At 37.1% G+C, this 26,734-nt stretch carries 21 protein-coding genes and 1 tRNA gene; 9 read left to right on the top strand and 13 right to left on the bottom strand.

All coding sequences use genetic code 11. The annotated features are described in order from the left end of the window. Nucleotides 1-13 precede the first annotated feature (13 nt). Nucleotides 14-1,036, bottom strand: coding sequence for an asparaginase (gene ansA / locus GWJ05_RS15005; RefSeq protein ID WP_036936353.1), 1,023 nt, complete (start codon nucleotides 1,034-1,036; stop codon nucleotides 14-16). A 244-nt stretch (nucleotides 1,037-1,280) separates the two neighbouring features. Further along, the gene (sppA, locus tag GWJ05_RS15000) at nucleotides 1,281-3,137 is read right to left on the bottom strand and encodes a signal peptide peptidase SppA (protein WP_036936357.1); all 1,857 of its coding nucleotides are present in this window, start codon (nucleotides 3,135-3,137) and stop codon (nucleotides 1,281-1,283) included. Nucleotides 3,138-3,680: 543 nt separating this feature from the next. Here sppA and GWJ05_RS14995 point away from each other — a divergent pair. From GWJ05_RS14995 to GWJ05_RS14985, 3 genes are read left to right on the top strand one after another with little or no spacing between them, the layout of a single operon-like run. After that, on the top strand, nucleotides 3,681-4,232 hold the full coding sequence (locus GWJ05_RS14995; protein ID WP_087802279.1) for an NAD(P)H nitroreductase: 552 nt from the start codon (nucleotides 3,681-3,683) through the stop codon (nucleotides 4,230-4,232). A 15-nt stretch (nucleotides 4,233-4,247) separates the two neighbouring features. Next, a complete protein-coding gene (selD, locus tag GWJ05_RS14990) occupies nucleotides 4,248-5,291 on the top strand; it encodes a selenide, water dikinase SelD (RefSeq protein WP_036936362.1) in 1,044 nt (347 codons plus the stop codon). 4 nt (nucleotides 5,292-5,295) lie between these two features. After that, nucleotides 5,296-7,257: a DNA topoisomerase III gene (locus GWJ05_RS14985; RefSeq protein WP_036936365.1), complete on the top strand. Its 1,962-nt coding sequence runs from the start codon at nucleotides 5,296-5,298 to the stop codon at nucleotides 7,255-7,257. A 67-nt stretch (nucleotides 7,258-7,324) separates the two neighbouring features. On the opposite strand, the gene xthA is transcribed toward GWJ05_RS14985, so the two are convergent. Continuing rightward, nucleotides 7,325-8,131, bottom strand: coding sequence for an exodeoxyribonuclease III (gene xthA, locus GWJ05_RS14980; protein WP_161681474.1), 807 nt, complete (start codon nucleotides 8,129-8,131; stop codon nucleotides 7,325-7,327). A gap of 448 nt (nucleotides 8,132-8,579) precedes the next feature. Here xthA and GWJ05_RS14975 point away from each other — a divergent pair, with 448 nt between their 5' ends. Then, on the top strand, nucleotides 8,580-9,443 hold the full coding sequence (locus GWJ05_RS14975; protein ID WP_036936371.1) for a helix-turn-helix domain-containing protein: 864 nt from the start codon (nucleotides 8,580-8,582) through the stop codon (nucleotides 9,441-9,443). 32 nt (nucleotides 9,444-9,475) lie between these two features. Here the strand turns inward: GWJ05_RS14975 and GWJ05_RS14970 are convergent. The 3 genes from GWJ05_RS14970 to GWJ05_RS14960 form a co-directional block, all read right to left on the bottom strand. Continuing rightward, a tRNA-Tyr gene (locus tag GWJ05_RS14970) sits at nucleotides 9,476-9,560 on the bottom strand. Nucleotides 9,561-9,814: 254 nt separating this feature from the next. Further along, complete coding sequence (purU, locus tag GWJ05_RS14965; protein WP_036936372.1) at nucleotides 9,815-10,663, bottom strand: formyltetrahydrofolate deformylase; 849 nt, start codon at nucleotides 10,661-10,663, stop codon at nucleotides 9,815-9,817. Between the two features lie 38 nt (nucleotides 10,664-10,701). Then, nucleotides 10,702-11,175, bottom strand: coding sequence for a YchJ family protein (locus GWJ05_RS14960; RefSeq protein ID WP_036936375.1), 474 nt, complete (start codon nucleotides 11,173-11,175; stop codon nucleotides 10,702-10,704). Between the two features lie 149 nt (nucleotides 11,176-11,324). Between GWJ05_RS14960 and rssB the strand changes: the two genes are divergently transcribed. The 3 genes from rssB (at nucleotide 11,325) to GWJ05_RS14945 (ending at nucleotide 14,696) form a co-directional block, all read left to right on the top strand. Further along, a complete protein-coding gene (gene rssB, locus GWJ05_RS14955) occupies nucleotides 11,325-12,344 on the top strand; it encodes a two-component system response regulator RssB (RefSeq protein ID WP_087802281.1) in 1,020 nt (339 codons plus the stop codon). Between the two features lie 178 nt (nucleotides 12,345-12,522). After that, complete coding sequence (gene galU, locus GWJ05_RS14950; RefSeq protein ID WP_036936381.1) at nucleotides 12,523-13,434, top strand: UTP--glucose-1-phosphate uridylyltransferase GalU; 912 nt, start codon at nucleotides 12,523-12,525, stop codon at nucleotides 13,432-13,434. 254 nt (nucleotides 13,435-13,688) lie between these two features. Next, nucleotides 13,689-14,696, top strand: coding sequence for an NAD-dependent epimerase (locus tag GWJ05_RS14945; protein ID WP_036936384.1), 1,008 nt, complete (start codon nucleotides 13,689-13,691; stop codon nucleotides 14,694-14,696). A 233-nt stretch (nucleotides 14,697-14,929) separates the two neighbouring features. On the opposite strand, the gene hns is transcribed toward GWJ05_RS14945, so the two are convergent. Further along, nucleotides 14,930-15,334 carry a histone-like nucleoid-structuring protein H-NS gene (gene hns, locus GWJ05_RS14940; protein ID WP_036936387.1) on the bottom strand — a complete coding sequence of 135 codons (405 nt, stop codon included), beginning with the start codon at nucleotides 15,332-15,334 and terminating at the stop codon, nucleotides 14,930-14,932. A 509-nt stretch (nucleotides 15,335-15,843) separates the two neighbouring features. On the opposite strand from hns, the gene GWJ05_RS14935 reads away from it, so the two are divergent. Then, the gene (locus tag GWJ05_RS14935) at nucleotides 15,844-16,440 is read left to right on the top strand and encodes a thymidine kinase (protein WP_036936390.1); all 597 of its coding nucleotides are present in this window, start codon (nucleotides 15,844-15,846) and stop codon (nucleotides 16,438-16,440) included. Nucleotides 16,441-17,679: 1,239 nt separating this feature from the next. On the opposite strand, the gene adhE is transcribed toward GWJ05_RS14935, so the two are convergent. Then, a complete protein-coding gene (adhE, locus tag GWJ05_RS14930; protein ID WP_036936393.1) occupies nucleotides 17,680-20,346 on the bottom strand; it encodes a bifunctional acetaldehyde-CoA/alcohol dehydrogenase in 2,667 nt (888 codons plus the stop codon). A gap of 513 nt (nucleotides 20,347-20,859) precedes the next feature. Between adhE and GWJ05_RS14925 the strand changes: the two genes are divergently transcribed. Continuing rightward, on the top strand, nucleotides 20,860-21,504 hold the full coding sequence (locus GWJ05_RS14925; RefSeq protein ID WP_036936397.1) for a YchE family NAAT transporter: 645 nt from the start codon (nucleotides 20,860-20,862) through the stop codon (nucleotides 21,502-21,504). A gap of 88 nt (nucleotides 21,505-21,592) precedes the next feature. Here the strand turns inward: GWJ05_RS14925 and GWJ05_RS14920 are convergent, their stop codons facing one another. The 5 genes from GWJ05_RS14920 to GWJ05_RS14900 form a co-directional block, all read right to left on the bottom strand. Further along, on the bottom strand, nucleotides 21,593-22,306 hold the full coding sequence (locus tag GWJ05_RS14920; protein WP_036936400.1) for an ABC transporter ATP-binding protein: 714 nt from the start codon (nucleotides 22,304-22,306) through the stop codon (nucleotides 21,593-21,595). Continuing rightward, a complete protein-coding gene (locus GWJ05_RS14915; RefSeq protein WP_036936403.1) occupies nucleotides 22,296-23,132 on the bottom strand; it encodes an ABC transporter ATP-binding protein in 837 nt (278 codons plus the stop codon). Before GWJ05_RS14915 ends, GWJ05_RS14920 begins: the two co-directional genes overlap by 11 nt. Further along, on the bottom strand, nucleotides 23,125-23,955 hold the full coding sequence (locus GWJ05_RS14910) for an ABC transporter permease (RefSeq protein ID WP_036936408.1): 831 nt from the start codon (nucleotides 23,953-23,955) through the stop codon (nucleotides 23,125-23,127). The genes GWJ05_RS14915 and GWJ05_RS14910 overlap by 8 nt, the downstream gene beginning before the upstream one ends. Then, nucleotides 23,955-24,998: an ABC transporter permease gene (locus GWJ05_RS14905; RefSeq protein WP_036936411.1), complete on the bottom strand. Its 1,044-nt coding sequence runs from the start codon at nucleotides 24,996-24,998 to the stop codon at nucleotides 23,955-23,957. The genes GWJ05_RS14910 and GWJ05_RS14905 overlap by 1 nt, the downstream gene beginning before the upstream one ends. 77 nt (nucleotides 24,999-25,075) lie before the next feature. Continuing rightward, nucleotides 25,076-26,641 carry an ABC transporter substrate-binding protein gene (locus GWJ05_RS14900; RefSeq protein WP_036936414.1) on the bottom strand — a complete coding sequence of 522 codons (1,566 nt, stop codon included), beginning with the start codon at nucleotides 26,639-26,641 and terminating at the stop codon, nucleotides 25,076-25,078. Between the last annotated feature and the right edge of the window lie 93 nt (nucleotides 26,642-26,734).

Here is a 26,734-nt window from a genome sequence, read left to right as displayed (position 1 = left end):
CCTTTTATTAAGCTTAGTCGTTATCGTTTAATGTCATTTCACCGCGAAGGTTTTGTTGCATTAAGCGACAAATTTCAGTGTAATCATATTGTTGGCTAAGGAGATAATGCAGTTTAGTTAATGTTGCCTCAAATGTCATATCATAACCACTAATAACGCCGACTTCAGCTAAGGCTTGACCTGTTGCATAACCTTCCATATTCACTCGACCAGAAATACATTGTGTAAGATTGATAACCACAATGCCACGCTCTGTTGCTTCGCGCAGTGTAGAAAGTAAAGCAGGGTGAGATGGTGCATTACCTACGCCATAAGAACGTAATATTAATGCTTTCACTGGTTGCATCAGAATATTTTTAACGATCTCATCTGAAAGGCCTGGATAAATTGTAACAACACCGATAGGTTGAGGCGTAATATTATGCGCAACAAATTTACCTTTTCCTTTTGGAAATGAATTAATTTTAAATTGCTTAATATTAATCCCAGCTTCTAAAAGAGGGGCGCTATTCGGCGATGCAAACGCATTAAAACCATCTGCATGTGCTTTTACTGTGCGGTTACCGCGATACAGCGTGTTATTAAAGAAGAGTGCGACTTCATTAATTGGATGATGTGCTGCGAGATAAAGTGCATTTAGCAGGTTTGTTTGTCCATCTGAACGTAGGGCTTCTAAAGGAATTTGAGATCCAGTGACAATAATGGGTTTGCTAAGATTCTCAAACATAAAAGAGAGTGCTGAGGCCGTAAATGCCATGGTATCAGTACCATGAAGAATAACGAATCCGTCATAGTTATGATAATTTTCATTAATATCGTCAGCAATAGATTGCCAGTCTTCAGGTGTGATATTTGAAGAATCAATTAAAGGAAGGTGCTCTTTGATTGTAAAATCGGGCATCTCTTCACGATGGAATTCTGGCATTTTAGCTAATTGGCGTTGTAAATGTCCTGATACAGGAATATAGCCATGTTCAGAATGTTGCATACCAATAGTACCGCCAGTATAAACAACGTAGATTGATTTCTTTTGCATCAGACAAAGCACTCTTATTAAGCTGTGAGAAATACCTGATTATAGGGAGTTTGCAGAATAAAAAAAGGAAAGGATGCTAAAAAAAGAAAATAGAGATTAACTAATATCTGCTTTAAATCATTGTGTTAAAAATCACTTATATGCAAATGAATAAAAAGTATTCATTAGAATATTGCGCTATAAACGAAGAGGGAAAGAGAGAAATACACCTACTCAGAGTGAGCAGGTGTATATACGAAACAGATTATTGAATATCACCACATGATAAACAATATGCATAGCGATTGAGTGGATCGTTCATATTGCGATAAAACTCTGTCTGTGTTTTAACTTCTTTTAAAACAGGTGCTGGCAAATAAGCTTGTAAAGGATCAGGAATAAGCGCTTTTGCGTTAGAGGATAAACTCATTATAATCTGTTCTGACAGACTTAATTCAGGTTTCATCCAATCAACAACCGGTTGGTCGATTTTTGCCATTTTAGCAACTGTATCAATTGCATCATCAAAATCACCGAACTCATCGACTAAACCGACATTTTTTGCATCTATTCCTACCCATACACGGCCTTGAGCAATCCGATCAATTTGAGCAGGTGTTTTCTTGCGTGATTCCGCCACTAAATTAAGAAATGTTTTATAACCACTTTCGATATTGAGCTGTAAAAGCTCTGCAAATTCTTCAGGTAGTTTATTAGTGACAGATAATCCGGCTAATGGTGAAGTTGTTACACCATCGGTATAAACACCAATCGACTCTAAGCTATTTTCAAATGTATTAATAACACCAAAGATACCGATAGAACCCGTTAATGTTGAAGGGCTAGCAATAATCTTATTTGCTGGTGTTGAGATCCAATATCCACCTGATGCAGCCATACCACCCATTGAGACAACTACATATTTTTTCTGTTGTTTAAAAGCGGCCACTTCACTGCGTATTTGCTCTGAGGCTGAAACGCTACCTCCAGGGCTATTTACGCGTAAAACAAGCGCTTTAATATTAGGATCCAGTCGTGCTTGACGAATTTGATTAGCAATAGTTAATCCCCCTGCAGAACCAGGGATACTTTCACCATCAATAATGGCACCTTGAACAACCACTACGGCAATATTACCTTCATCACTTGCTGGCAATGAGGAGGTTAACGTATCGGCATAATCATAAATGCTGATATTGTTAAATTGATTATTTTCTTTATCCCACTGGAAGGTTTCTGTCATATCGGTTTCAAACTGCGCGTAGGTGCTTACAGAATCCACTAATTTACGATTTAGGGCATAAGTTGCGTTATTGCCATCTGCATTGCGTAGCTGGACAATCATCTCTTTTGCACCAGGGAAAACATCTTCCTTTGTAATGCTACGATTTTCGGCCACTTGGGTTAAATAAGTAGACCATAATGCATTAACTAAACGTAATGATGCTTCACGAGACTCTGCTGACATATCATTGCGCATTAATGGCTCAACCGCAGATTTATATGTACCTACACGGAAAATATGGGTACTGATTTTTAAGTTTTCTAGCAGTGTTTTGTAATAGAGATTTTGGAAGCCAAAACCATAAACACCCACGGCGCCTTGAGGTGTGAGATATACTTTATCCGCATAAGAGGCGAGATAATATTGAGGTTGGGTATAATAACCACTTACTGCAAAAATAGGTTTGCCTGTTTTTTTAAATTCATTAAGCGCTTTGCCAATATAATTTAGTGACGGTTGATCAGCGCCGGCGAACTCATCAAGTTTGAGCACCATACCTTTAATTTTCGGATCTTGAGAGGCAAGGCGTAGCGTATCAACGACTTCAAATAATGAATTCTCTTGAAGTTGGCTACCAGAAACGCCTAAAAGCTCACGTCCAACTTCACCTAAAGGATTTTGTGTTGCGGTTTGATCAACAATCACGCCTTTAAGATCAACAAGAAGGGCACCCTCATAATCAACCGGTTTTTGTGCTTCTTTGGTAATTAAGAAAATACCAATGACCATAAAGAGAAGGAAAAAGAAAATAACGTTTAAGATTAATTTCCTGATAAAGTTAATGGCTTGCCAACTAAATTTTAATATCGCGCCAATTAACTCCATAATTTTATTCATATTATCTCCACATCATGTAAAGCTAAATTTTAATCCTAAACAGTCATGCTAGAATTATTGGTAAGCAGGCTACATCCACATAATCTCATACCATTAAAACAAAAAATGTTATTAACAATAGAGAGAATAGCAATAACAATGAAGGAGTATTCTAATATAGCTCTTATTGAATGTCTGTCACTGATTTTTAAGAAATCACTATTGATAACGTTTAGTTTAAGCTCTTATTAAGTCTATATTTATAGGATGTAAAAATAGCTAAACAATGTTACTTAATAAAACATTAATATTTGGCAGATAATCGTCAAGTTAAAAAAGAGATGTACGGTTAAAAAAGCTAATTAACCTCACCATACAAATATTAATCATTTTCTGAACAATAAATCACGATTAAATCGTGGCTCACCTTATTTTGAGAAAAATCCCCGCCTAAATCTATGGATGGTGGTAATATAACAGTTTGTTATACTGCGAATTGATAAGAACTGTCCATCCTCATAAGAATGGGATCTTGCTAAAATAAAATGCTGACAGGAGAATTAAATGGATGCATTAACACTGCTTTTGAACCGCCGTTCAGCTTCTCGACTGACTACGCCAGCCCCTGATAGTGAAGCCCTCAATACTATTTTACAAGCAGGTATGCGTGCACCTGATCATGGTGCGCTTAAGCCTTGGCACTTTATTGTGATGCAAAATGAAGGTATTGCACGTTTTAGCCAATTACTGCATAAAGCGGCTGTTGTTGGGAATTTAGGGCCAGAAGTTGAAGAAAAAGCAAAGAATGCACCTTTTCGAGCCCCACTGATCATCACTGTTATTGCGAAAGTGAAAGATCATCCTAAAGTACCTGAATGGGAGCAAATAGTTGCAGCCGGTTGTAGTGTACAAGCAATGCAAATGGCGGCTGTTGCACAAGGATTTGGGGGGATTTGGCGTTCAGGCTCTTGGACTCATGATGCTGTCGTAAGAGAAGGTCTTGGCTGTGGTGAACATGACCATATTGTGGGTTTTCTGTATTTAGGTACGCCAGCCTTGAAAGCGCCAAACACGGTTTCTCCTGCTGATTTAACTGATTTTGTGACTTATTTTTAAAAAGGATGGCATGTTATGTCTGAAGCAATTCGTTTAACACAATACAGTCATGGTGCAGGTTGTGGCTGTAAAATCTCGCCGAAAGTGTTAGAAACTATTTTGCACAGTGAGCAAGCTAAATTTCATGATCCTCATTTACTCGTGGGTAATGAAACCAAAGATGATGCTGCTGTTTATGATTTAGGAAATGGCACTGGGATTATTAGTACTACTGATTTCTTTATGCCTATCGTTGATAACCCTTATGATTTCGGGCGTATCGCAGCAACGAATGCGATTAGTGATATCTTTGCGATGGGCGGGAAACCCATTATGGCGATTGCTATTTTAGGTTGGCCTATCAATAAACTAGCACCTGAAATTGCGCGTGAAGTCATTGAAGGTGGACGAACTGCTTGCCAAGAAGCGGGCATTTCATTAGCAGGTGGACACTCAATTGATGCGCCAGAACCTATTTTTGGTCTTGCTGTAACAGGGGTTGTCCCTGTTAGTAAAGTAAAGAAAAACAGCGAAGCTAAAGCAGGATGTCAGCTATTTCTAACAAAACCTTTAGGTATAGGCGTGTTAACAACTGCTGAGAAAAAAGGTTTGTTAAAACCAGAACACCAAGGTTTAGCGACAGAAATTATGTGCCGTATGAACAAAGCCGGTGCTGATTTTTCTGATATCGAAGGTGTTACCGCAATGACCGACGTTACAGGGTTCGGTTTATTAGGCCATTTGAGCGAAATTTGTGATGGCTCCGACGTACAAGCGACGATTTATTTTTCACAAGTGCCAAGATTGCCAGAAGTCGAGTCATATATCGAACAAGGCTGTGTGCCAGGAGGGACCGGTCGTAATTTCGAAAGCTACGGACACTTGATTGGTGAATTGACTGAGATGCAACGCAAATTACTTTGCGATCCACAAACTTCAGGTGGTTTATTATTAGCGGTATTACCTGAGGCTGTGCAACAAGTGAAAGATGTCGCTGCTCGTTTTGATATTGAACTAACCTCTATCGGTCAGTTAACTGAGCCAGTGGCAGGAAAAGCGTTGATTGAAGTGATTAACTAACGTAATGAGATTATTTATTGCAGAAAAACCCAGCCTTGCTCGGGCTATTGCCGATGTATTGCCAAAACCGCATAAACGGGGGGATGGTTTTATTCTTTGTGGTGATAACCAGTATGTGACATGGTGTGTTGGTCACTTGCTTGAACAAGCTGAGCCGGATGCATACGACCCGCGGTACGCCCGCTGGTCGTTAGATGATTTGCCTATTATTCCTGAAAAATGGCAACTCAAGCCCCGAGCGGATGTAAAAAAGCAGTTGGAAACAATCAAAACGCTGCTTAAGCAGGCTAAAGAAGTGATCCACGCAGGTGACCCTGATCGTGAAGGGCAGTTATTAGTTGATGAAGTGCTTAACTATTTAAATATCAGCGAAGACCAAAGAAAACAGGCACGTCGTTGCTTAATTAATGACTTAAATCCAGCAGCAGTGACGCGTGCTATTGATAAGCTACGTTATAACCATGAATTTATTCCATTATGTGTATCTGCTTTAGCAAGAGCAAGAGCTGACTGGCTTTATGGTATAAATATGACTCGAGCGTATACACTCTTAGGTCAGCGTAATGGTTATCAAGGTGTGTTATCTGTTGGGCGAGTGCAAACACCTGTGCTTGGTTTAGTCGTTCGCCGTGATGAAGAAATTGAAAATTTTGTTCCCAAAGATTTTTTTGAAGTAAGAGCACATGTTATAACACCAGCTGATGAACGTTTTACCGCAATTTGGCAACCTAGTGAACATTGTGAGCCTTGGCAAGACGAAGAAGGGCGATTATTAAACCGTAAACTTGCAGAGCATGTTGTTAATAGAATTAAAAACAAGCCAGCCAATGTGACGGATTATCAAGATAAACAAGAATCTGAAGTCGCGCCATTACCGTTTTCGCTATCGGCATTACAAATTGAAGCGGCAAAACGCTTTGGTTTAAGCGCACAACAAGTCTTAGATACTTGCCAGCGATTATATGAAACACATAAATTAATCACATATCCTCGTTCAGATAGTCGTTATCTCCCGGATGAGCATTTTGCCGGTCGTCATGCTGTAATTAATGCTATTAGTGTGCATGATGGTAGCCTATTACCGCAAGAAACCTTAGATGTTGATAAAAAAAACCGTTGTTGGGATGACAAAAAAGTAGATGCACACCATGCTATTATTCCGACAGCAAAAACAGGTAATATTTCGTTAAATGAAAATGAAAAAAATATCTATTATCTCGTTGCTCGCCAATATTTAATGCAATTTATGCCTGATGCCGTTTATCGTAAATGCGTGATTGAACTTGATATTGAAAATGGCAAATTTATTGCTAAAGCACGATTTTTAGCTCAAGCAGGTTGGCGTGTATTATTAGGCGCCAAAGAACAAGATTCGGAAAATGATGGTTCTGCCTTGCCTATAGTAAAAAAAGGTGATGAGCTGTTGTGTGAAAAAGGTGAAATTGTTGAAAAGCAAACACAACCACCAAGACCTTTTACTGACGCAACATTGCTTTCAGCAATGACAGGCATTGCACGATTCGTCCAAGACAAAGAATTAAAAAAAATTCTAAGAGCGACAGATGGATTAGGTACTGAAGCGACAAGGGCAGGTATTATTGAATTACTGTTTAAACGCGGTTTCTTGCAAAAGAAAGGGCGTACTATTAATTCAACGCCAGCAGGTAGAGCATTGATCCATGTATTACCCGATATGGCAACTTTGCCAGATATGACAGCACATTGGGAATCGATACTCACACAAATTAGTGAGAAGCAGTTTAAATATCAAGATTTCATGATGCCATTAAATAATACATTGGTAGAGCTAATTACTCAGGCAAAACGTCGTCCGAATATTCAAGCTTTCAGAAATCTTCCTGCGCCAGCGCATAATAAAAAGCGCAAGACAGCAACTAAAGGAAGCAACAAAGCAAGCGTCACAAAAAATAAAGTGCAGAGTAAAGAAGTAACGACTGACAATTAAGTCATTAATAAAAAGCACTTCCTTTATTATTTAAGGAAGTGCTTTTTTGAATAATGATTAAATACGATTAGAGTTTAAATTCAGCCCATACTGGTGCGTGATCGGACGGTTTTTCCATTCCACGAATATCATAATCAATTCCTGTTGAAATACAATTATCTGCTAAACAACGGCTTGCTAAGAGTAAATCGATACGTAATCCACGATTGTCATCAAATCCTTTAGAACGATAATCAAACCACGAGAATTTATCCCCTGCTTCAGGATGTTGTTGGCGGAAAGTATCTGTTAATCCCCAGCCCATCAATGTTGCCAGCCATTCACGCTCTTCAGGTAGAAAAGAACATTTTCCTGTTTTTAACCAGCGTTTCATATTATTTTCGCCGATACCAATATCTTTGTCTGTTGGGCTAATATTCAAATCACCCATAATAAGGACTGGAGATGCAGGATTTAAGCGGGTGGTCAGATAATTTTGCAGGTCTGCATAAAACTTTTCTTTTGCCGGAAATTTTATTTCATGAGCACGGCTTTCACCTTGAGGAAAGTATCCATTCATTACGGTGAGTAATCCTGCTGGTGTTTCAATATCAGCCATGATCATTCGGCGTTGTGCATCATCGTCGTCGTCAGGGAAGCCTTTACGTACAGCAATGGGTTTTGCTTTTGTTAATAAGGCAACGCCATAGTGCCCTTTTTGACCATGATAAAAAACATGGTAACCCAAAGCTCCCACCGTTTCTAATGGGAACATATCATCATGAACTTTTGTTTCTTGAAGTCCGATAACATCAGGTTGGTGTTTTTCTATGATAGCTTCAAGTTGGTGAGGGCGAGCACGTAATCCATTAATATTGAAAGAGACAAATTTCATGTGACTGTAACCATTTATATATTGAATAATAGGATGCTTTATACTATCAGGATCATAAAATAAATGTAAGTAATTCACTTAAGTCATCCCATCGCTTATCAATAGAAAAATAAAAACCAAATAAAATAAAGATGGGTTAAAGAAAATACGATAAATTAATAAAAACAGTTAATGGTATAACAAAAAATATTAATTAAATAAAGTGGAAACATAAACTAATCTTTGATAGAAGAATGTAATTATTATTATTCTTTATATGTGAAGGATAATGACATAATAAAAATAACATTATAGTTATAAATTGTATTCATTAAAAGGAGGTAAGAGAATATTTATATAAAGCTATTTTTATAAAAAATTAATTTTTAAATTAATTAATTTATATTTTATTTACATTAAATGAATTAATGAAATTATTTTGTTCAACACAGCAAAGGAATGGTGAATTATGTTTTTTTCTCGTAAATTAGAAGCCTTTATGGCCGTGGTTGAAAATGGTTCATTAAGTAAAGCGGCTCGCGTAATGAATCGAACGACACCTCCAGTTGCTAAGTCTATAAAAGACTTTGAGGCAGTATTGGGAAAGCGTTTGTTCAAACGCGAGAAGTTCGGTATGAGCTTAACGCAAGAAGGGCTCGAGCTTTATAATGATTTAAAATCACTGTATCTTCAGGAAAAAGAGATAACTAAAAAACATATCTCAGGTATTATTAATAATAGTATTCATGTTTATTATGATTGGGGAAAAAGCCAGTATTTAACACAGTTTTATCAGGCTGCTAATAAAAATTATTCCCATATAAATATAGTGCGATTCTCAAAAGAAAATTTTGATGAAATACCTGATTATGATGGAAATACATTAATATTAAGCTCCGAAAAAATTATTAGTGAAAAATTTAGTCTTATTCATAAAATAGACAATAAATATTTAGGTATTTGTTGTCAGAAAGCGCTTGCTGATAGCGTTAATAATAATCTTGATAGACTCTTAAGTAAAAATATTTGGTTATGTGATCCTGCATTATACAAAACAGCAAAAATAAAAAAATTAGAGAATGAAATAAGAGAGGAGGGAAAATCCGTTTGTGTTAGAATAATGGATGATCTTAATTGTTGTTTACGTTTTATTCAGACGCACCATTCTCTTTTATTCACAGATGAAAATCCATTGAAAGATGAATATGACGGAGAACTCTGTTTTATTCCCTTAACTCAGCCTGCAATACTGTACAGCTGTTATATTTATAAATCTAAGTATCATTCAAGTGTATTGAATCGTTTTATTGATCTGATTGAGAAAATGGTATAGAGAAGATTTTAGAAGATGAAGCAAAGAAGAGATGGTGGTGGGAGAAGGATTCGAACCTTCGAAGTCTGTGACGGCAGATTTACAGTCTGCTCCCTTTGGCCGCTTGGGTATCCCACCAACATTAAATTGTTCTGCTGTCCGTGACAGCGGGCGCAATAATACCAAATACCGAAGATCTGTAAAGCGCTATTTTACTAAAAACAGACTGACTGCTGTAAAAATGTGCGCATTGTTCAGGTTTTATGCTCTATCATGTTGATTTTAAGTAAAAACGTGAAAATTAAGAGAAGATAAAATAAACCGCGATATGTTTTGTATCGCGGTTTATTTTTAGATAACCATGATATCTTCAATATTAATGGTTTGAAGACTTATAAAATAATTGTTCTGTTACCATACACGAAGACACGTTGTGAAAGCACCCAATATAAAGCATGGCTAAGGACATTTTTCTCAACATCACGACCTGCTCTCATCATATCTTCTGCTGAGAAGGTGTGGTCAACGTTAATCACGTTCTGTGTGATGATTGGGCCTTCATCTAAATTATCATTTACATAGTGAGCGGTAGCACCAATAATCTTCACACCACGCTCATAGGCTTGATGATAAGGGCGAGCACCAATAAAGGCAGGTAAGAATGAATGGTGGATATTAATAATTTGATTTGGAAAATTTTGTACAAATGCAGGTGTTAATACACGCATATATTTTGCAAGCACGACATAATCTGGTTTGTATTGATTGATTTGTGCAATTAATTTCTCATCGTGCTGGTCGCGGGTTAAACCTTCATGACTGACTAGATGGAAAGGAATATCAAATTGTTCGACTAGATGTTTTAAAGTGTCATGATTACCAATAACCGCGGCAATTTCTACATCCAGATCACCAAATGCGCTCTTCATTAATAAATCGCCAAGGCAATGTGCTTCTTTGGTCACCATAACCACAATGCGACGACGACCTGCGGTATTTAATTCACGCTGGGAACCTTGTGGTAATGCATCATCTAAATCAGCAAGAAAAGTCTCATCATTAAAGATGCCTTCAAGCTCAGTTCGCATAAAAAAGCGACCCGTGCGATGATCAACAAACTCACTATTTTGAACAATATTTAATTGATGTTTATAACAAATATTGGTGATTTTTGCGATTAGGCCTTTTGCATCAGGGCAAATAGTACGGAGTATTTTTTTTTGAGTATTTTGGTGTTGCATGTATGGATAAATCCTTTCATTTACTTCAATGTTTGCAGTTATCTGATGTTATTTTCACAACATTTTTTGTATTTACGTCCTGAGCCACAAAGGCAAGGATCGTTTCGTCCTACTTTGGGTTTTATGCCGTCAATATAAAACCAACAGTCGTCTATTTTTAAAAAACGTGAGCGTTCGTGTAGGTATTGTTTATCATCGGCATTTCTTTCAATAAAGCAAGCCGAGAATTCAACATAAGCTTCATTTTTTGTAAGATCTTCTTGAGTAGAAATAACATTCAGGCCAAGCCACTGCGTATTTGGAAAGCCGGCAACTAATTCATCGTGTAAAGAAGCTACTCGACAAGAGGGATGCCATGTCTTTATTAAGTACTCAGCCTTATGTTTAACAAAAGCACTGTAACGTGAACGCATTAAGGCCTCAGCTGTAGGGGCATTTTTTTGATCTTGGTGATAAGGTTCGCAGCAATCACGATAGAATAATTGACTATTACAGGGGCATAAACTTGACAAAATAATGTCCTAACTCTGGTTATCTGTATGACGGTTTCCCATTGATAGAAAAAAGTAACGATTGGGAATAATTAACGTCAATGTTGAACTAAACTAGTAATGTATCGCTAATTAATCGGCATGTGAAACGATAGTTGCTGGAGTAACCAATGAATAAAGCTTTAGTGGGTAAAAAAATCTTGATAATTGATGATGAGGTTGTTTTTCGCACTATGCTGACGGAATATTTCTCACATGAGAAAGCCTGTGTCTATACAACAGATAATGGTAGCCAAGCACTATCTTTATTAGATAAGGGATTATTACCTGATCTTATTTTATGTGATATTCGCATGCCAGTTATGAATGGCCCTACTTTTTTATGTCACCTTGAACAGCGTAAACTTGCTATTCCTGTTATTGCTATTTCATGTACAGATAATATGGCTGAAGTCGATGATATGTTGCGCTTAGGGGCACAAGAAATTTTTCTTAAGCCAATAACACATCTTGATAAATTAAAACAAAAAGTTATTGAAGTATTATGTCCTGGCTTTTTTGAATCGGTATTAATAGAAGGCATACATTTAGAACCTCTTTGGAATAGCTTACGAAAAGAGACACATTATATTCAGTCATTCATAAAACAGATGCAACCTCAGGTTAAGCAAATTGTGGCAGGATATTGTGTTAATTATCGTCAGTTAAATGATATTGCTAAAATGGGATTGTTATTTGATATTGCAGCCTTATCAGAAGATCAACTTATTTTTTATTGTGTTGATATATCACGAGACGATGAAAATGGGCTTTTAGTCGCTTTACTTTTAAGAGTGGTATTTAATGATGTATTAAAATCATCAGAAAAAAATCGCGCACTTCCAAGTATGTATAACATGCTGAATAAACTTAATAAAATGCTGAATGAAATAGGTGTGAAAGGGCAATTTCCTATCGCTTTAGGGTATTATCATACGCAGAAAAAAAATATATTATTGGCATCAGCAGGATTACGAGCTGAAATAAAAACAGAAAGTAAAAAATTCGAATTGAATAGCGGTGTTCCCTTAGGTACTTTGCAACTTTTATATATTAATCAAATAAAATGTGAAGGAACAAATTGGCAATGTAAAATTTGGGATAACACAAATCAGATTAAATTAATGTTTTCCCCTATCTATAAAAGTTAAATTTAGATTAAATAAATACAGAATATCGTGCATATATTAAACATAAATGAAGAACTATCTCAATTAAGCGGTAGGGCTCTGTTTATCATTAGATATTAGCTGGTATACTCTGGCGATTATTTTTAATGTACCCATTCATATATGAAAATAGAACGGTACGAATTGCAGGAGAAGTATCATGTCATCAGCAGTGCGTAAAGTAAGAAAAGCGGTGATCCCTGTTGCTGGTTTAGGGACAAGAATGTTACCTGCAACTAAGGCAATTCCAAAAGAGATGTTGCCTGTGGTTGATAAACCACTTATTCAATATGTGGTTAATGAATGTATTGCTGCAGGTATTAATGAAATTGTTCTTGTCACACATTCTTCTAAAAACTCTATTGAAAACCACTTTGATACCAGTTTTGAATTAGAAGCTATTTTAGAAAAACGGGTTAAACGTCAGCTACTAGAAGAAGTACAAAGCATTTGTCCAAGCCATGTTACTATCATGCAAACTCGTCAAGGGATAGCAAAAGGATTAGGCCACGCTATTTTATGTGCCAAACCTTTAATTGGTGATGAGCCTTTTGCAGTTATCCTGCCCGATGTCATTTTAGATAGATACAGCGCAGATTTAACCAAGGTTAACCTTAAAGAGATGCTTTCTCACTTTGAGCATTCCGGTGCCAGTCAAATTTTAGTTGAGCCAGTGCCTGAAGATGAAGTGTCTAATTATGGTATTGTGGATTGCATGGGAGAACATTTATGCCCAGGTGATAGCAAACCAATTACGCGTGTTGTCGAAAAACCGAAAAAAGAAGATGCGCCTTCGAATTTATCTATTGTGGGGCGTTATGTGTTATCTGAAAGTATTTGGCCATTATTAGCAAAAACTGCGCCAGGTGCTGGCGATGAAATTCAGTTAACAGATGCAATTGCGATGCTGATTGAAAAAGAAGCCGTTGAGGCTTATCACCTACAAGGGAAAAGCCACGATTGTGGTAATAAATTAGGGTATATGAAAGCATTCGTAGAATACGGAATACAGCACGAAGAGTTTGGTGAAGATTTCGCACAATGGTTAAAATCATTAAATGAGGCTAAGTAATCATCATTTTGTAAGGTGTTTTTTATCGTCTGGTTATTGTGAAAGTATTGTGTGCCATCGACAGATGATCTTGTGAGAAGTGCTAGATAAAGTGATAGTAAGAGATTAAGGTATGGCTCAATGCATTAAGTATTGAGCCATACTGATTTTTGTAAAGTATGATGATGTTAAGCGTTATGATGTTTAATCAAGGTGATATTAAGCATGATAACGTTGACGTGAATAATAATTAATTGGGTTATTTGAGTGATAATATGAAAATATTAGTAACAGGTGCTGCGGGGTTTATTGGCTCTCATTTAAGTCAGCGTTTAATTGAAATGGGTTATCATGTTGTTGGAATAGATAATCTTAATGATTATTATGATGTACGCTTAAAAGAAGCTCGATTAGCTAAATTACAACAGTTAGAAAAATTTGAATTTGAGAAAGTTGATATCGTTGATTCAACAAAAGTGGCTCAATTATTTGCTACTCATCAGTTTGATCGTGTTATTCACCTAGCTGCTCAGCCTGGCGTTCGTTATTCGATTGAAAATCCAATGGCCTATATTGATGCAAATATTGTTGGTCATATTAATATATTAGAAGGGTGTCGCCATAATAAAGTCGGACATCTTATCTATTCTTCTTCAAGCTCTGTATATGGTTTGAATCAAAAGCAACCGTTCTCAACGGAAGATAGTGTTGATCATCCTGTCTCATTATATGCAGCGACCAAAAAAGCCAATGAGCTAATGTCTCATAGTTATTCACATTTATACCAATTACCCACAACTGGATTACGTTTCTTTACCGTATATGGACCTTGGGGACGTCCAGATATGGCATTATTTAAATTCACAAAGGCAATGCTTGCTGGTGAACATATTGATGTTTATAACGGTGGAAATATGACACGTGATTTCACTTATGTAAGTGATATCGTAGAGTCCGTCGTTCGTTTAATTGATATTGTTCCTAAAGCGGATGAAAACTGGACGGTGGAAAAAGGCGAAACATCGTCCAGTTCAGCACCTTATAAAATTTATAATGTAGGTAATGGGCAACCAACAAAACTAATGGATTTTATTAAGGCAATTGAAAAGTCATTAAATATTAAAGCAAAATTGAATTTAATGCCGATGCAAGATGGTGATGTACTTTCTACCTGTGCCGATTGCCAAGACTTATCACAGGCTACCGGTTTCTCACCCAATACAAATGTAGAATACGGTGTGAAACAGTTTGTTGATTGGTATTTAAGCTATTATAAAAATTAATGTTGTTGGTTTAATTGAACCCAATAAAAAAAGGAGTTATAAAAAGCTCCTTTTCTCATTATAAATGAAAGTCAATAACGTAGTTATCTCACCCTCTATTTTTTGTCCCTGCTTTATATAAAAACAACATCAGCACATATTAAAATTAAACGCTTGTTTAATATAAGCGGTCAAACACGAAAATACCCTTTTAAATATTTAAAAGGGTATTTCAAATAGAGTATTGACTTAAATTAGATAAGGAAATCGTCTAATGATTTGCCTTCTTCGTCAATTGCACGTTTGATTACAGCTGGTGTACGACCTTGGCCTGTCCAAGTTTTAGTTTCACCATTTTCATCAACATAAGAATATTTAGCTGGGCGAGCGGCACGTTTAGCGCGTCCAGTTTTATTAACAGCACTTGCTTCAAGTAAATCTGTTGGATCAATACCGGCTTCTTCTAACATTTCACGGTATTTTTGTAATTTCTGAATACGCTCTTCTTCAGCTGCTTTTTCTAATGAGAATTCTTCACGACGCTCATTAACGACAACTTCGAGTTTTTCCAGCATTTCTTCTAAAGTTTCTAAAGAAGTTTCTCTTGCTTGTGCGCGGAGAGTACGGATGTTATTTAATATTTTTAAAGATTCGCTCATTTTCCTGGTCTCAAATAAATGTTGTTGGCTGATGTAATACTAATAATAGATTGCTATTTAAATTTCTGCAATACCTAAATACAAACCTTACGTAAAATTTCTTTTTTTTAAACTATTATCTCGACGAAAAAAATAATAAATGTTGAGGTATCTTTAGTCAATAAAGGAAATATGAGTAAGTAGATGCATCTTTTAACTGATGATAGCGCTAATGTAAAAGAATAGAAAGCTTTGTTCATTTTTTTATAATAACGGACTTTTTTCTAAAAATGAGTTGGGGTTAACTTTCATACTTTAATAAATGTATATCAAGACGTGTTTTAATATGTTAAGTACTTATTAAAGCTATTTATTTTTTAAGCAAAAATTAGCATTAACAATGACTCTCATCTTTGAATGGTATATCTAGAATAAAAATAAAGGCAATAAATACTTGTTATTGATAACTTGTAGATTGTTTATGTTAGACTGTCGCCCGTGAAAATAAACGCTATTTAAGGAGAGAGCTGATGGCTCAGCTTTACTTTTATTATTCAGCTATGAATGCTGGAAAATCAACATCTTTATTGCAATCCTCTTATAACTATAATGAGCGAGGAATGCGTACATTGATTTTCACGGCAGCGATTGATACACGTTTTGCAAAGGGGAAAGTGAGCTCAAGAATCGGTTTAAGTGCAGATGCATTGCTTTTCAGTGATGATATGAATATTCGCGATGTTATCGTTGCTGAGCATAACAAACAAACTATTCATTGTGTATTGATTGATGAATGCCAATTTTTAAGTAAGGCTCATGTAGAACAACTTTGTGAAATAACAGACAGCTATGATATTCCAGTTCTTACTTATGGCTTAAGAACCGATTTTAGAGGCGAATTATTTACAGGTAGTGCTTATTTATTAGCTTGGGCAGATAAGCTAGTGGAGCTTAAAACGGTGTGTTACTGCGGTAGAAAAGCAAATAAAGTATTACGCTTAGATGATAAAGGAAATGTGTTGAGTGATGGTGCTCAAGTTGAAATTGGCGGAAATGAAAAATATGTTTCAGTTTGTCGTAAGCATTATACTCAAGCAACGCTAAAAGGAAGTATCGAGCAAAAGTAACCTTTCTCTTCACCCTCTTTTGCGTATTTATAATGATAAAAGAGGGATTAAAATAAGTATTCAAATAAAACTTTATATTACGAAATACTAAAAAATGTTTATCTGTTTTTTAAATTTAGCCAAATTATTGGCTTTTTTTATATCAAACGAGGGGCAGCTTGATTTCCTTATGTAAAGAAATATCCTTTTTTTAAGAGGAGATTTATTTATTTCATAGATTTCATTATCATTAATCAAAAAAAACATAATCAAATATACGTAGGTTGCCTATTTTGTGATGCTGATATTGTTTTTGACAAATGATAAGACGTAAAAACATTTGATACTCTAGTGTTATTCATAGTTTAATAAAATTGAATAAAGATAGTTATAGTAGGAGGTGAATCTATTTCTTTTATCTATGGTTAACAGAGTGAAACATTTATACTGTGTCTTATTGATACTGCTTATTGGTTTGGTTGAATCATTATCTAATAAATAAGCTGCCTTTCTCTCTGGATTTTAATACCAGAAAGGATCTGCATTTTTTATACTCCATAAGGAGTATGTTTCCTAGTGTAATGTACAAATAGCGACCTTTTATCAGGTTATTACTTTAATCAAAACACATACAATATTTTGATAATATTTTATTGAAATTATGTACATTATAAAATGAATATTATTAATGTCGTTGATGTGGGAATATTTTATATCAATATTTTTTTATCGTTATTTAAAAGCTAAACGGATCAAAATGATTCACCTTTCTCCTTTTCTAAAGAGAATAAAACTTACTATGAACGAAAAAACGATAATCTTGGTTTTAAAAACCGTTGTTTATATTTACCTGATTAAGACAAATTAGTTTGAAATGAAATAATTATGCTAACTAATGAAGAGGGTGAGGAGTTAGACGGGCGCTGTAATCCACATAAAGCGTTTTTTTGAAGGTAAGTAATGTAAATGGGTGAATGAAAGAGAAAAGGGCTTAGCGTCTCAATGAAGGCCATATAGGGTTAAATAAAGTAAGCTCCATTCTTTATTAAAAGATAATACCCACTTTTTAGGCGTAAATACGTATATTTCGTGATTAAAAAACCACCAGTGCATATCTGATTACAAAAGCTAAGATGATAGAAAAGTGAGCAGATATAAAGAGAAAATAATAGCAATAAAAAAACCCAGCATTTAGGCTGGGTTTCTATTAACAATAAATAATCGATAATTTGAGGATCAAACTAACACAGTGTATCTCGATTATTTTTTACTGCTTTTTTTAGCAGGTTTTGATGCTTCTTTTACTTCCACAACAGGATGTTCATTAAATTCACGACCGTAATAAGAATCTAATAACAGTTGTTTCAGTTCAGAAATCAGTGGATAGCGTGGGTTAGCACCAGTACATTGATCATCAAATGCATCTTCAGATAACTTATCAACTCTTGCTAAGAAATCACTCTCTTGGACACCGGCTTCACGAATAGAAGCCGGTATGCCTAATGAAGATTTCATTTCTTCTAACCATGCTAATAGTTTTTCAATCTTAGCCGCAGTACGATCGCCAGGTGCTGAAAGTTCTAAGTGGTCAGCAATTTCTGCATAGCGACGGCGTGCTTGAGGACGGTCATATTGGCTAAATGCAGTCTGTTTTGTTGGGTTGTCATTTGCGTTATAACGAATCACGTTTGAGATTAATAACGCATTAGCTAAACCATGAGGAATATGGAACTCAGAGCCTAATTTATGCGCCATTGAGTGACAAACACCTAAGAATGCGTTAGCAAAAGCAATACCAGCAATAGTTGCAGCATTATGCACTCGTTCACGAGCTACTGGGTTTTTAGCCCCTTCATGATAACTTGCTGGCAGATATTCTTTCAGTAATTTCAATGCTTGTAGTGCTTGTCCGTCAGAATACTCGTTCGCTAATACAGAAACATAAGCTTCTAATGCGTGAGTCACGGCATCTAAACCACCAAATGCACACAATGATTTCGGCATATTCATAACAAGGTTTGCGTCAACAATGGCCATATCTGGTGTTAATGCATAGTCTGCTAATGGGTATTTTTGGCCAGTTTCATCATCCGTTACTACTGCAAAAGGTGTGACTTCAGAGCCTGTACCCGATGTTGTGGTAATAGCGACCATTTGTGCTTTGACACCCATTTTCGGGAATTTATAGATACGTTTACGGATATCCATAAAGCGTAATGCTAATTCTTCAAAGTGTGTTTCTGGATGCTCATACATAACCCACATGATTTTAGCCGCATCCATTGGTGAACCACCACCTAATGCGATGATCACGTCAGGTTTAAAGCTGTTCATCTGCTCTGCGCCTTTACGCACAACGCTTAATGTTGGATCTGCTTCAACTTCAAAGAAGACTTCTGTTTCAACACCAAATTTTTTCAGTACACGAGTAACTTCATCAACATAACCGTTATTGAATAAGAAACCGTCAGTGACGATAAAAGCACGTTTCTTACCGTCAGTCGCGATCTCTTCCAGTGCGATAGGTAAACAACCACGGCGGAAGTAAATAGATTTAGGAAGTTTATGCCACAACATATTTTCTGCTCTTTTCGCCACGGTTTTAGTGTTGATAAGGTGTTTTGGTCCTACGTTTTCAGAAATGGAGTTACCACCCCATGAACCACAACCTAATGTTAGAGAAGGAGCAAGTTTAAAGTTGTATAAGTCACCAATACCACCTTGAGATGCTGGAGTATTGATTAAAATACGAGATGTTTTCATCTTGTCGCCGAAGTAGGCAACATGTTCAGGGCAGTTATCTTGGTCTGTGTATAAGCAAGAAGTATGACCGATACCACCCATCTCAACTAATTTTTCAGCTTTTAGTACTGCATCTTCAAATGATTGAGCATGATACATTGCTAATAGTGGAGATAATTTCTCGTGAGCAAACGGCTCTGCTTCTGTTGTTTCTTTTACTTCACCAATTAAAATTTTGGTGTTTACTGGTACTTCAATGCCGGCCATTTCAGCAATTTTTGTTGCAGGTTGACCCACAATAGCTGCGTTTAAGTTACCGTCTTTTAAGATGATATCTTGAACTGCTTTTAATTCTTTACCTGTCAGCATATAACCGCCGTGAGTAGAGAAACGCTCACGAACTTGTTTATAAATGCTGTCAACAACGATAACAGATTGCTCTGATGCACAAATTACGCCGTTATCGAAAGTTTTAGACATTAAGATTGAAGCTACGGCACGTTTGATATCCGCAGAGTCATCAATAACAACTGGCGTATTACCTGCACCAACACCGATAGCTGGTTTACCAGAACTATACGCTGCTTTAACCATGCCTGGACCACCTGTCGCTAAGATCAGGTTAATATCATCATGGTGCATTAATGCGTTAGATAGAGCGACTGAAGGCTCATCAATCCAACCGATAATATCTTTTGGTGCGCCTGCTGCGATAGCCGCATTTAAAACGATTTCTGCAGCGCGATTTGTCGCTTCTTTAGCGCGTGGATGTGGCGAGAAAATAATACCGTTACGTGTTTTTAAGCTAATTAATGCTTTAAAAATTGCAGTAGAAGTCGGGTTAGTTGTTGGTACGATACCACAGATGATCCCAATAGGTTCAGCGATGGTCATTGTGCCGTAAGTCAGATCTTCTGATAAGATCCCGCAGGTTTTTTCGTCTTTATACGCATTATAGATATACTCAGAAGCAAAGTGGTTTTTAATCACTTTATCTTCGACGATACCCATACCAGACTCTTTCACAGCTAATTTTGCTAGAGGGATACGGGCGTCAGCGGCCGCTAATGCAGCAGCGCGGAAAATTGCATCAACTTGTTCTTGAGAGAAGTTAGCAAATTCACGTTGAGCTTTTTTTACACGAGCAACCAAATCATTGAGTTCAGTAACGTTAGTTACAGACATAAAGAGACTCCTGATAAAATGTTAAATTTTTTAAGCAAATTAGCCGTTTTGATCATCATTAATAAGAATAGTCTAGATAGATGACAATGTACTTATTTCAGTAATAATAATTAGAAGCCTTAATTTGCTTAAAAAACTTAAAAAAAACAATAATAAACGTAAATATATTTTCGAAGACACTCTCTTTTTCGAATGATAACAGCTTACCATCTTTCTAATTAATTAACGTGATTTAAATCACAAAATTGACAAGCTGACACCTTTCAGCAAGCCATTTAATGAGAATGATAATCATATGCAAAAAATCATCAACGATTTTTTTGTTGTATTCAATATTTCGATATAAAATTAAACCACTAGGTTTTTCTCAGTTTACAAGAGAATATTTTAGGTAAAAACTTGTTAACTAATAGAATTAACTGGTTTATTGATTTAAAGTAACGCGGATTTTTTAGGGTTACTCTATCTTTTATAGAATAATTCGCATGTTTATTAGCCAAGAAGGGGCTTTTCATGGGGTCACTGCTGGATTTATCCGGTTATATTAAATTTTTTGTTGGTCTTTTTGCGATTGTAAACCCGATTGGTATTTTACCTGTCTTTATTAGTATGACGAGTTATCAAACTGATGCAGGGCGAAACAAAACAAACTTAATTGCAAATGGCTCCGTTGCAATTATTTTGGTTTCTTCTCTATTAATCGGTGATTCTATACTGAGTATTTTCGGTATTTCTATCGATTCGTTTCGTATCGCGGGAGGTATGCTGATTGTTACTATTGCGATGACGATGATAAATGGGCGTTTAGGGGAAGATAAACAAAACAATCAAGAACGAAATGAATCTGCAGTACGTAGTAGTGTTGCTGTTGTGCCTTTAGCATTACCCTTAATGGCAGGGCCTGGAGCTATTAGTTCTTGTATTGTGTGGAGTTCTCGCTGGGAAGGTTTTACTAACTTTTTAGGATTAGCTGCAACCAGTATCTTTTTTGCATTCTGTTGTTGGTTGCTTTTTCGTAGTGCAACATTATTAGTGAAATACTTAGGGCAAACGGGAATTAACGTGGTAACCCGTATAATGGGATTATTATTAATGTCCTTAGGTATTGAATTTATTGTGACCGGCTTGCGTTCTATTTTTCCAGGCTTGTTAGTTTAAATATTGTCAACACAGTCGTATTTTTAAAAATCGCAGTATTTTATTGAATACTGCGATTTTTTATGTTTATAAAATCACTTTTTTCATGTTAATCAAGACGATGAATGCCTTTTGATAACGCTTCTCTATCATAGTGTTGCGTTAATTCGCCATTTTCCATTAATGCGGCTCTATCAGACATATGAGCGATAACATCCGCATCATGACTTACTAATAAATAAGTCATATTATGTTGTTTTTTTAGTGTATTAAGAAGATTTAAGATCTCGGCTTGTACTGACATATCTAGTGCTGAAGTCGGCTCATCTAAAAGCAATAACTGAGGTTGGAGTAAAAGGGCTCTCGCAATAGCGACTCGCTGACGCTGTCCGCCAGAAAGTTGATGAGGATAGCGATTTATCACATCAGCAGATAAACCGACTTGGGCTAATGCTTGTTCAATTGTACTGTTATCAAAAGGAATGTGATGAATTTTCAATGGCTCAGAAAAAGCGCGCTTAATACGGTGTTGAGGGTGTAAGGATGCGTAGGGATCTTGAAATACCATCTGTACATTACGGCGCAAAGCACCTTGAAAATGCTGTTGTGGTTTAATTATTTGCCCTAAAAGTGACATGTTACCTTGCCAATGAGTTAATAATCCGGCAATCACACGTAAAACGGTCGATTTTCCACAGCCAGAACGACCTATTAAGCTAAAGGTTTCACCTTGTTGGACATGTAAGTTGATCCCTTTCACCACCTGTTTTGCTCGTTTGCCTTGCTCAAACTGAACGTGTAAATCATGGATATCAATTAGCATGATGTAGCCCCTTGAAACTAAGCGTTCTATCTAATACTGGCAATTGCGAGCCATAAGTGCTCGCATTGGGTCTACATGTCCAAAGTGTGCGTGTATAAGGGTGCGTAGCTGTAGGCAAGGCTTTTGCACTGAGCTCATCCACTTGTTCTCCTTGGTACATCACCATAACGCGTTCGCAGTATTCCGCAACAAGAGGCAAATCATGACTAATGAGCAGTAAGCCCATCTTACGTTGTTCACATTGAGTGGTAATGAGTTCAAGAATTTGATGACGTAATTGGGCATCAAGTGCAGATGTCGGTTCATCGGCGATTAAAATCGTTGGATTATTAATTAGTGCAATAGCAATCATAGCCCGTTGCCCCATTCCTCCTGATAATTCACCTGGATAGCGGTAAATACTTTGTTCCGGTAAGCCAACAGATAATAGTGTTTCGATAATCAATTGACGTCTATCTTGACGTGAAAGCGCTTGATGGCGTTTTACCGTTTCTTCTACTTGCTGATAAATCGTTTTTACAGGATTTAATGCGTAACGGGGATCTTGCAATACCATTGATAGGGTATTACCTCGAATGTTATTCCATTGGCGAGATGAAAAATTCAATAAATTATTTCCCTGCAAGTTGAGCTTTTCGGCACTGACTTTTCCTGGCTGACGAACAAGTCCCATTAATGCGCGTGCGGTCATTGATTTTCCTGAACCGGATTCACCCACCAAAGCTAAACGTTCTTGACCTAAAGTGAAAGAGACATGATTAACAACTCTCGCAGTCGGATAATCAATACAGAGTTTTTTCACTTCGATTAAAGGCGTCTTATTCATGGGTATCTCCTAATACATCCCGAAGCCCATCACCTAATAAATTAAAGGTGAGACTACTAATTAAAATTGCAGTACCTGGAATAGCGGCTACCCACCATTGGTCAAAAATAACAGGCATACCTTCCGCAATCATCGCCCCCCATTCAGCCATAGGTGGTCGAGCGCCTAATCCAAGAAAACCCAAACCTGCAGCGGCAAGAATAATGACGGCCAAGTTAAGTGCTAAACGTACAATGGCAGACGGTAAGCACAGAGGTAAAATATGTCCCCATAAAAGCCGAACACCTTTAATACCCATCATTTCAGCTGCAGCCAGGTAATCGCTATTGCGCAAGTGTTGAATTTCACTACGAGATTGTCGCGCATAAGCAGGCCATGCAGTTAAAGCCAGCGCTAAAGCACCATTTAATAAGCCTGGGCCTAACATTGCCACAAACGCAAAAGCTAAGATCAATGAGGGCATAGACATCACAACGTCAGTGAATCGCATTAAAATACGTTCAGTCCATCCACCGTAATACCCCGATAAAATTCCGACCAATAATCCTAATGGTAAGGTGATAAGTGCTACAAGACCCACTAAACCTAGCATCGGGCGCGTGCCATAAATAATACGAGAAAGAATATCTCGCCCATAATTATCTGTACCTAACCAGTGTTCAGCATTAGGTGCTAATAAGCGTTGAGCTGCATGTTGCCAATTTGGATCATAAGGGGCTAACCAAGGGGCAAACAGGGCGATAATTAACAATAATATGAGTAACGATAAACCTATAAAAGCTGAAGGCGATCGCACTATTTTTCTTAAAAATGGGGAAGACATTAGCGAAGCCTCGGATCAGTCAAACGAATAACAATATCTGTCATATTATTAATAAAGACAAAACATAAACCTATAACTAACGTTCCACCCATAATGGCAGTAGTATCGCCAGCAAAAAGTGCAGTGGTAAGATATCGACCAATACCCGGCCAAGAGAATACGGTTTCTGTTAGTACCGCACCTTCTAACATGCCAGTGTAAGACAGGGCGATAATCGTCATTAACACACCGCGAATATTAGGCAGTACGTGATAAAAAAGAATACGTAACTCACCAATACCTTTTGCTCTCGCTAAGGTGACATACTCTTTATTCATTTCGTTTAAACAGGCCGAGCGTGTTAATCGAGTAATCGAGGCTAAAGCAAAATAGGCTAATAAAGAGACGGGCAAAATAAGATGCGACAATGCATTTAAAAAGGCGTCTTTATCACCTGCTAATAAGGTGTCGATTAATGCAAAGCCCGTTACAGGCTCAATCGTAAATTGATAGATATCGTCTAAGCGCCCAGGACCTGCAGTCCATTGTAATGTGGCATAGAAAATAAGTAGCAAAATCAAACCTAGCCAGAAAATAGGAACTGAGCTACCTAATAGCGTCAAAATGCGTAAAACAAAATCGAGAGGTGTACCGACAAAACGAGCACATAATACGCCAAATAAAATGCCCAAACTGGCACCAATGATCAATGCAACGGTTGCTAATTCCAGTGTGGCGGGGAAAGTCGCTAATAAGTCATCAAACACAGGTTGTCCTGTCGAGGTTGCAGTTCCTAAATCCCCTTGCAATAGTGCTTCAACATAATGAAAAAACTGCATGTAGAGCGGTAAATCTAACCCTAACTCATGTTTGACTTGGTTATAGGTTTCAAGGCTTGCATGATCACCAACAATTTGCAGAACAGGATCAACCGGAGAAAGTGCAGAAAGCGTGAAAGTAATCACAAGAAGCCCAAGAAGCGTGAGTACTAATGTCAATATTCCTTGAGCAAAAGTCATTAACTGACCTTTTAGACGAATAGGTAACGTCATAGCAGTATTCATACAACAATAGCCTAGTGAAATGGCAAAAAATAGACCATCCACAGTAACATGACTGTGGATGGTTTCAGGAAGAAATATTATTTGGTCACTTTATCGTAATAGACCATATCTGCATTTAGACCTTGAGCATAACCTTTAACATTATCGCGCATCACAATTTGGTTTTTACCTTGATCGATAAAAACATAAGGTGAGCTACGTTGTAACTCTTTTTGCATTTCAGTATAGAGTGATTGACGTTTTGTCTTATCAGCTTCATTAAGTGCCACCAACGTTTGTTGGCTTAATTCAGGAATTTTCCAGCCATTTAGCCAAGCAACGGTATTGGATTGTCCATCGTTATAAGCAAAGGCGCTCGCATTAGAGTGCGCATCAAAATAATCAGGGATCCAAAAACGAATGGCCGCTTGGTGCTGTTTAGCGCGTACACGGCTATACACTTGGCTGCCTGCTGCAGGTAATAAATCCACTTGCACGCCTGCTTGAGCAAAGCTTGCTTGAATGGATTGCGCCACAGTAATGTAAGGAACTTTGTTCTCAACATCTAACGTAAAACGTGCATTAGTAATGCCAGCTTTGGCTAAAATTGCTTTGGCTTTTTCGGGATCAAAAGTAAAAGGATTATCTTTTAATGCACCAGGCAAACCTACAGGCAAGAAGCTTTGGTGAATAAAATACTGACCACGCATTAAATCTTCAGTAATGCCTTTGTAGTCAATTAAGTAGCGGGAGGCTTCCCAAAATGCTGGGTTACTGAGAGCTGGATTGCCACTGGCGGTATTAAAAGCCATATAGACTTGTTCAGCAGAAGGGATATCTAAGATTTTGATACCCGATTTTCCTGCTAGTGCGGCGGTTTGGTCTGTTCCCAGTCCTCGAGCAATATCTGCATCGCCTTTTTCAATCAGTAAACGGCGGGATGCTGGGTCAGGGACATTTTTAATAATGATATTTGCCATTTTAGGCGCGCCCGTTGGAGAAAGGGGATTAGCTTCTAATACAATGGCTTGACGTGGTTGGTAAGCTCGCATCTTATATGCGCCACTTCCTGCTGAGTTCATTTTCAGCCAGCTATTACCAAAGTCATTATTTTTAACATGAGCAGAAACCAGCTTTTCATCAACAATAGAAGCAATTGGGGTTGAGAGGATATTGAGCACAACATCAGGGCTGACATCGGCGGTCCAACGCACTTCTAATTCATTATCACTGACTTTTTTCAGTAATGAATTAATGTTATCTGCTTTCCAACCTAAGACATTTAGAATAAAGGCAGGTGATTTATTCATTGTGATTGCACGCTGATAAGAGAAGATAATATCTTCAGGGCGCACCGGATTACCAGACGCGAATTTTGCATCGGGTTTAATTTTAAATATGATCGTTTTTTGTTCAGGGGTCGCTTGCCAACTTTCAACTAAAATCGGCTCATTAATTTCGGGGTTATCACGATTAGGCTGAACAATACGCTGATATAAACTTGGTACAGTCTGAATGCTAGAGAGTTCATTACTTTCAGCGGGGTCTAGGCTGACAATATCATCAAGTCCTTGTACCACAATTAATGTATTGGCTGGTGTGGCTGCAAATGCTGGTATGGAAAGGGCACCCACAACGAATAATGATAATAATTTTGCTTTCATAAGACGCTCCCTGAAACGGTGTCGCTAAAATCGTTATGTCAATAACTTATTAGTTATTACTTTGTGAAATTAACTTAGGCAAAACGTGACCGA

Source organism: Proteus sp. G2626, assembly GCF_009915985.1.
GTDB classification, from domain to species: domain Bacteria; phylum Pseudomonadota; class Gammaproteobacteria; order Enterobacterales; family Enterobacteriaceae; genus Proteus; species Proteus vulgaris.
Note: the sequence above shows the minus strand (reverse complement) of the source record. Positions and strands in the feature narration are given on the sequence as shown.

Bases quoted from the DNA above. Each gene is read 5' to 3' on its own strand.
- ansA (WP_036936353.1), bottom strand. From the start codon at position 1,036: ATGCAAAAGAAATCAATCTACGTTGTTTATACTGGCGGTACTATTGGT.
- galU (WP_036936381.1), top strand. From the start codon at position 12,523: ATGTCATCAGCAGTGCGTAAAGTAAGAAAAGCGGTGATCCCTGTTGCT.
- GWJ05_RS14900 (WP_036936414.1), bottom strand. From the start codon at position 26,641: ATGAAAGCAAAATTATTATCATTATTCGTTGTGGGTGCCCTTTCCATA.
- selD (WP_036936362.1), top strand. From the start codon at position 4,248: ATGTCTGAAGCAATTCGTTTAACACAATACAGTCATGGTGCAGGTTGT.
- purU (WP_036936372.1), bottom strand. From the start codon at position 10,663: ATGCAACACCAAAATACTCAAAAAAAAATACTCCGTACTATTTGCCCT.
- GWJ05_RS14975 (WP_036936371.1), top strand. From the start codon at position 8,580: ATGTTTTTTTCTCGTAAATTAGAAGCCTTTATGGCCGTGGTTGAAAAT.
- GWJ05_RS14905 (WP_036936411.1), bottom strand. From the start codon at position 24,998: ATGAATACTGCTATGACGTTACCTATTCGTCTAAAAGGTCAGTTAATG.
- GWJ05_RS14945 (WP_036936384.1), top strand. From the start codon at position 13,689: ATGAAAATATTAGTAACAGGTGCTGCGGGGTTTATTGGCTCTCATTTA.
- rssB (WP_087802281.1), top strand. From the start codon at position 11,325: ATGAATAAAGCTTTAGTGGGTAAAAAAATCTTGATAATTGATGATGAG.
- sppA (WP_036936357.1), bottom strand. From the start codon at position 3,137: ATGAATAAAATTATGGAGTTAATTGGCGCGATATTAAAATTTAGTTGG.
- GWJ05_RS14935 (WP_036936390.1), top strand. From the start codon at position 15,844: ATGGCTCAGCTTTACTTTTATTATTCAGCTATGAATGCTGGAAAATCA.
- xthA (WP_161681474.1), bottom strand. From the start codon at position 8,131: ATGAAATTTGTCTCTTTCAATATTAATGGATTACGTGCTCGCCCTCAC.
- GWJ05_RS14985 (WP_036936365.1), top strand. From the start codon at position 5,296: ATGAGATTATTTATTGCAGAAAAACCCAGCCTTGCTCGGGCTATTGCC.
- GWJ05_RS14915 (WP_036936403.1), bottom strand. From the start codon at position 23,132: ATGAATAAGACGCCTTTAATCGAAGTGAAAAAACTCTGTATTGATTAT.
- GWJ05_RS14910 (WP_036936408.1), bottom strand. From the start codon at position 23,955: ATGTCTTCCCCATTTTTAAGAAAAATAGTGCGATCGCCTTCAGCTTTT.
- adhE (WP_036936393.1), bottom strand. From the start codon at position 20,346: ATGTCTGTAACTAACGTTACTGAACTCAATGATTTGGTTGCTCGTGTA.
- hns (WP_036936387.1), bottom strand. From the start codon at position 15,334: ATGAGCGAATCTTTAAAAATATTAAATAACATCCGTACTCTCCGCGCA.
- GWJ05_RS14995 (WP_087802279.1), top strand. From the start codon at position 3,681: ATGGATGCATTAACACTGCTTTTGAACCGCCGTTCAGCTTCTCGACTG.
- GWJ05_RS14925 (WP_036936397.1), top strand. From the start codon at position 20,860: ATGGGGTCACTGCTGGATTTATCCGGTTATATTAAATTTTTTGTTGGT.
- GWJ05_RS14920 (WP_036936400.1), bottom strand. From the start codon at position 22,306: ATGCTAATTGATATCCATGATTTACACGTTCAGTTTGAGCAAGGCAAA.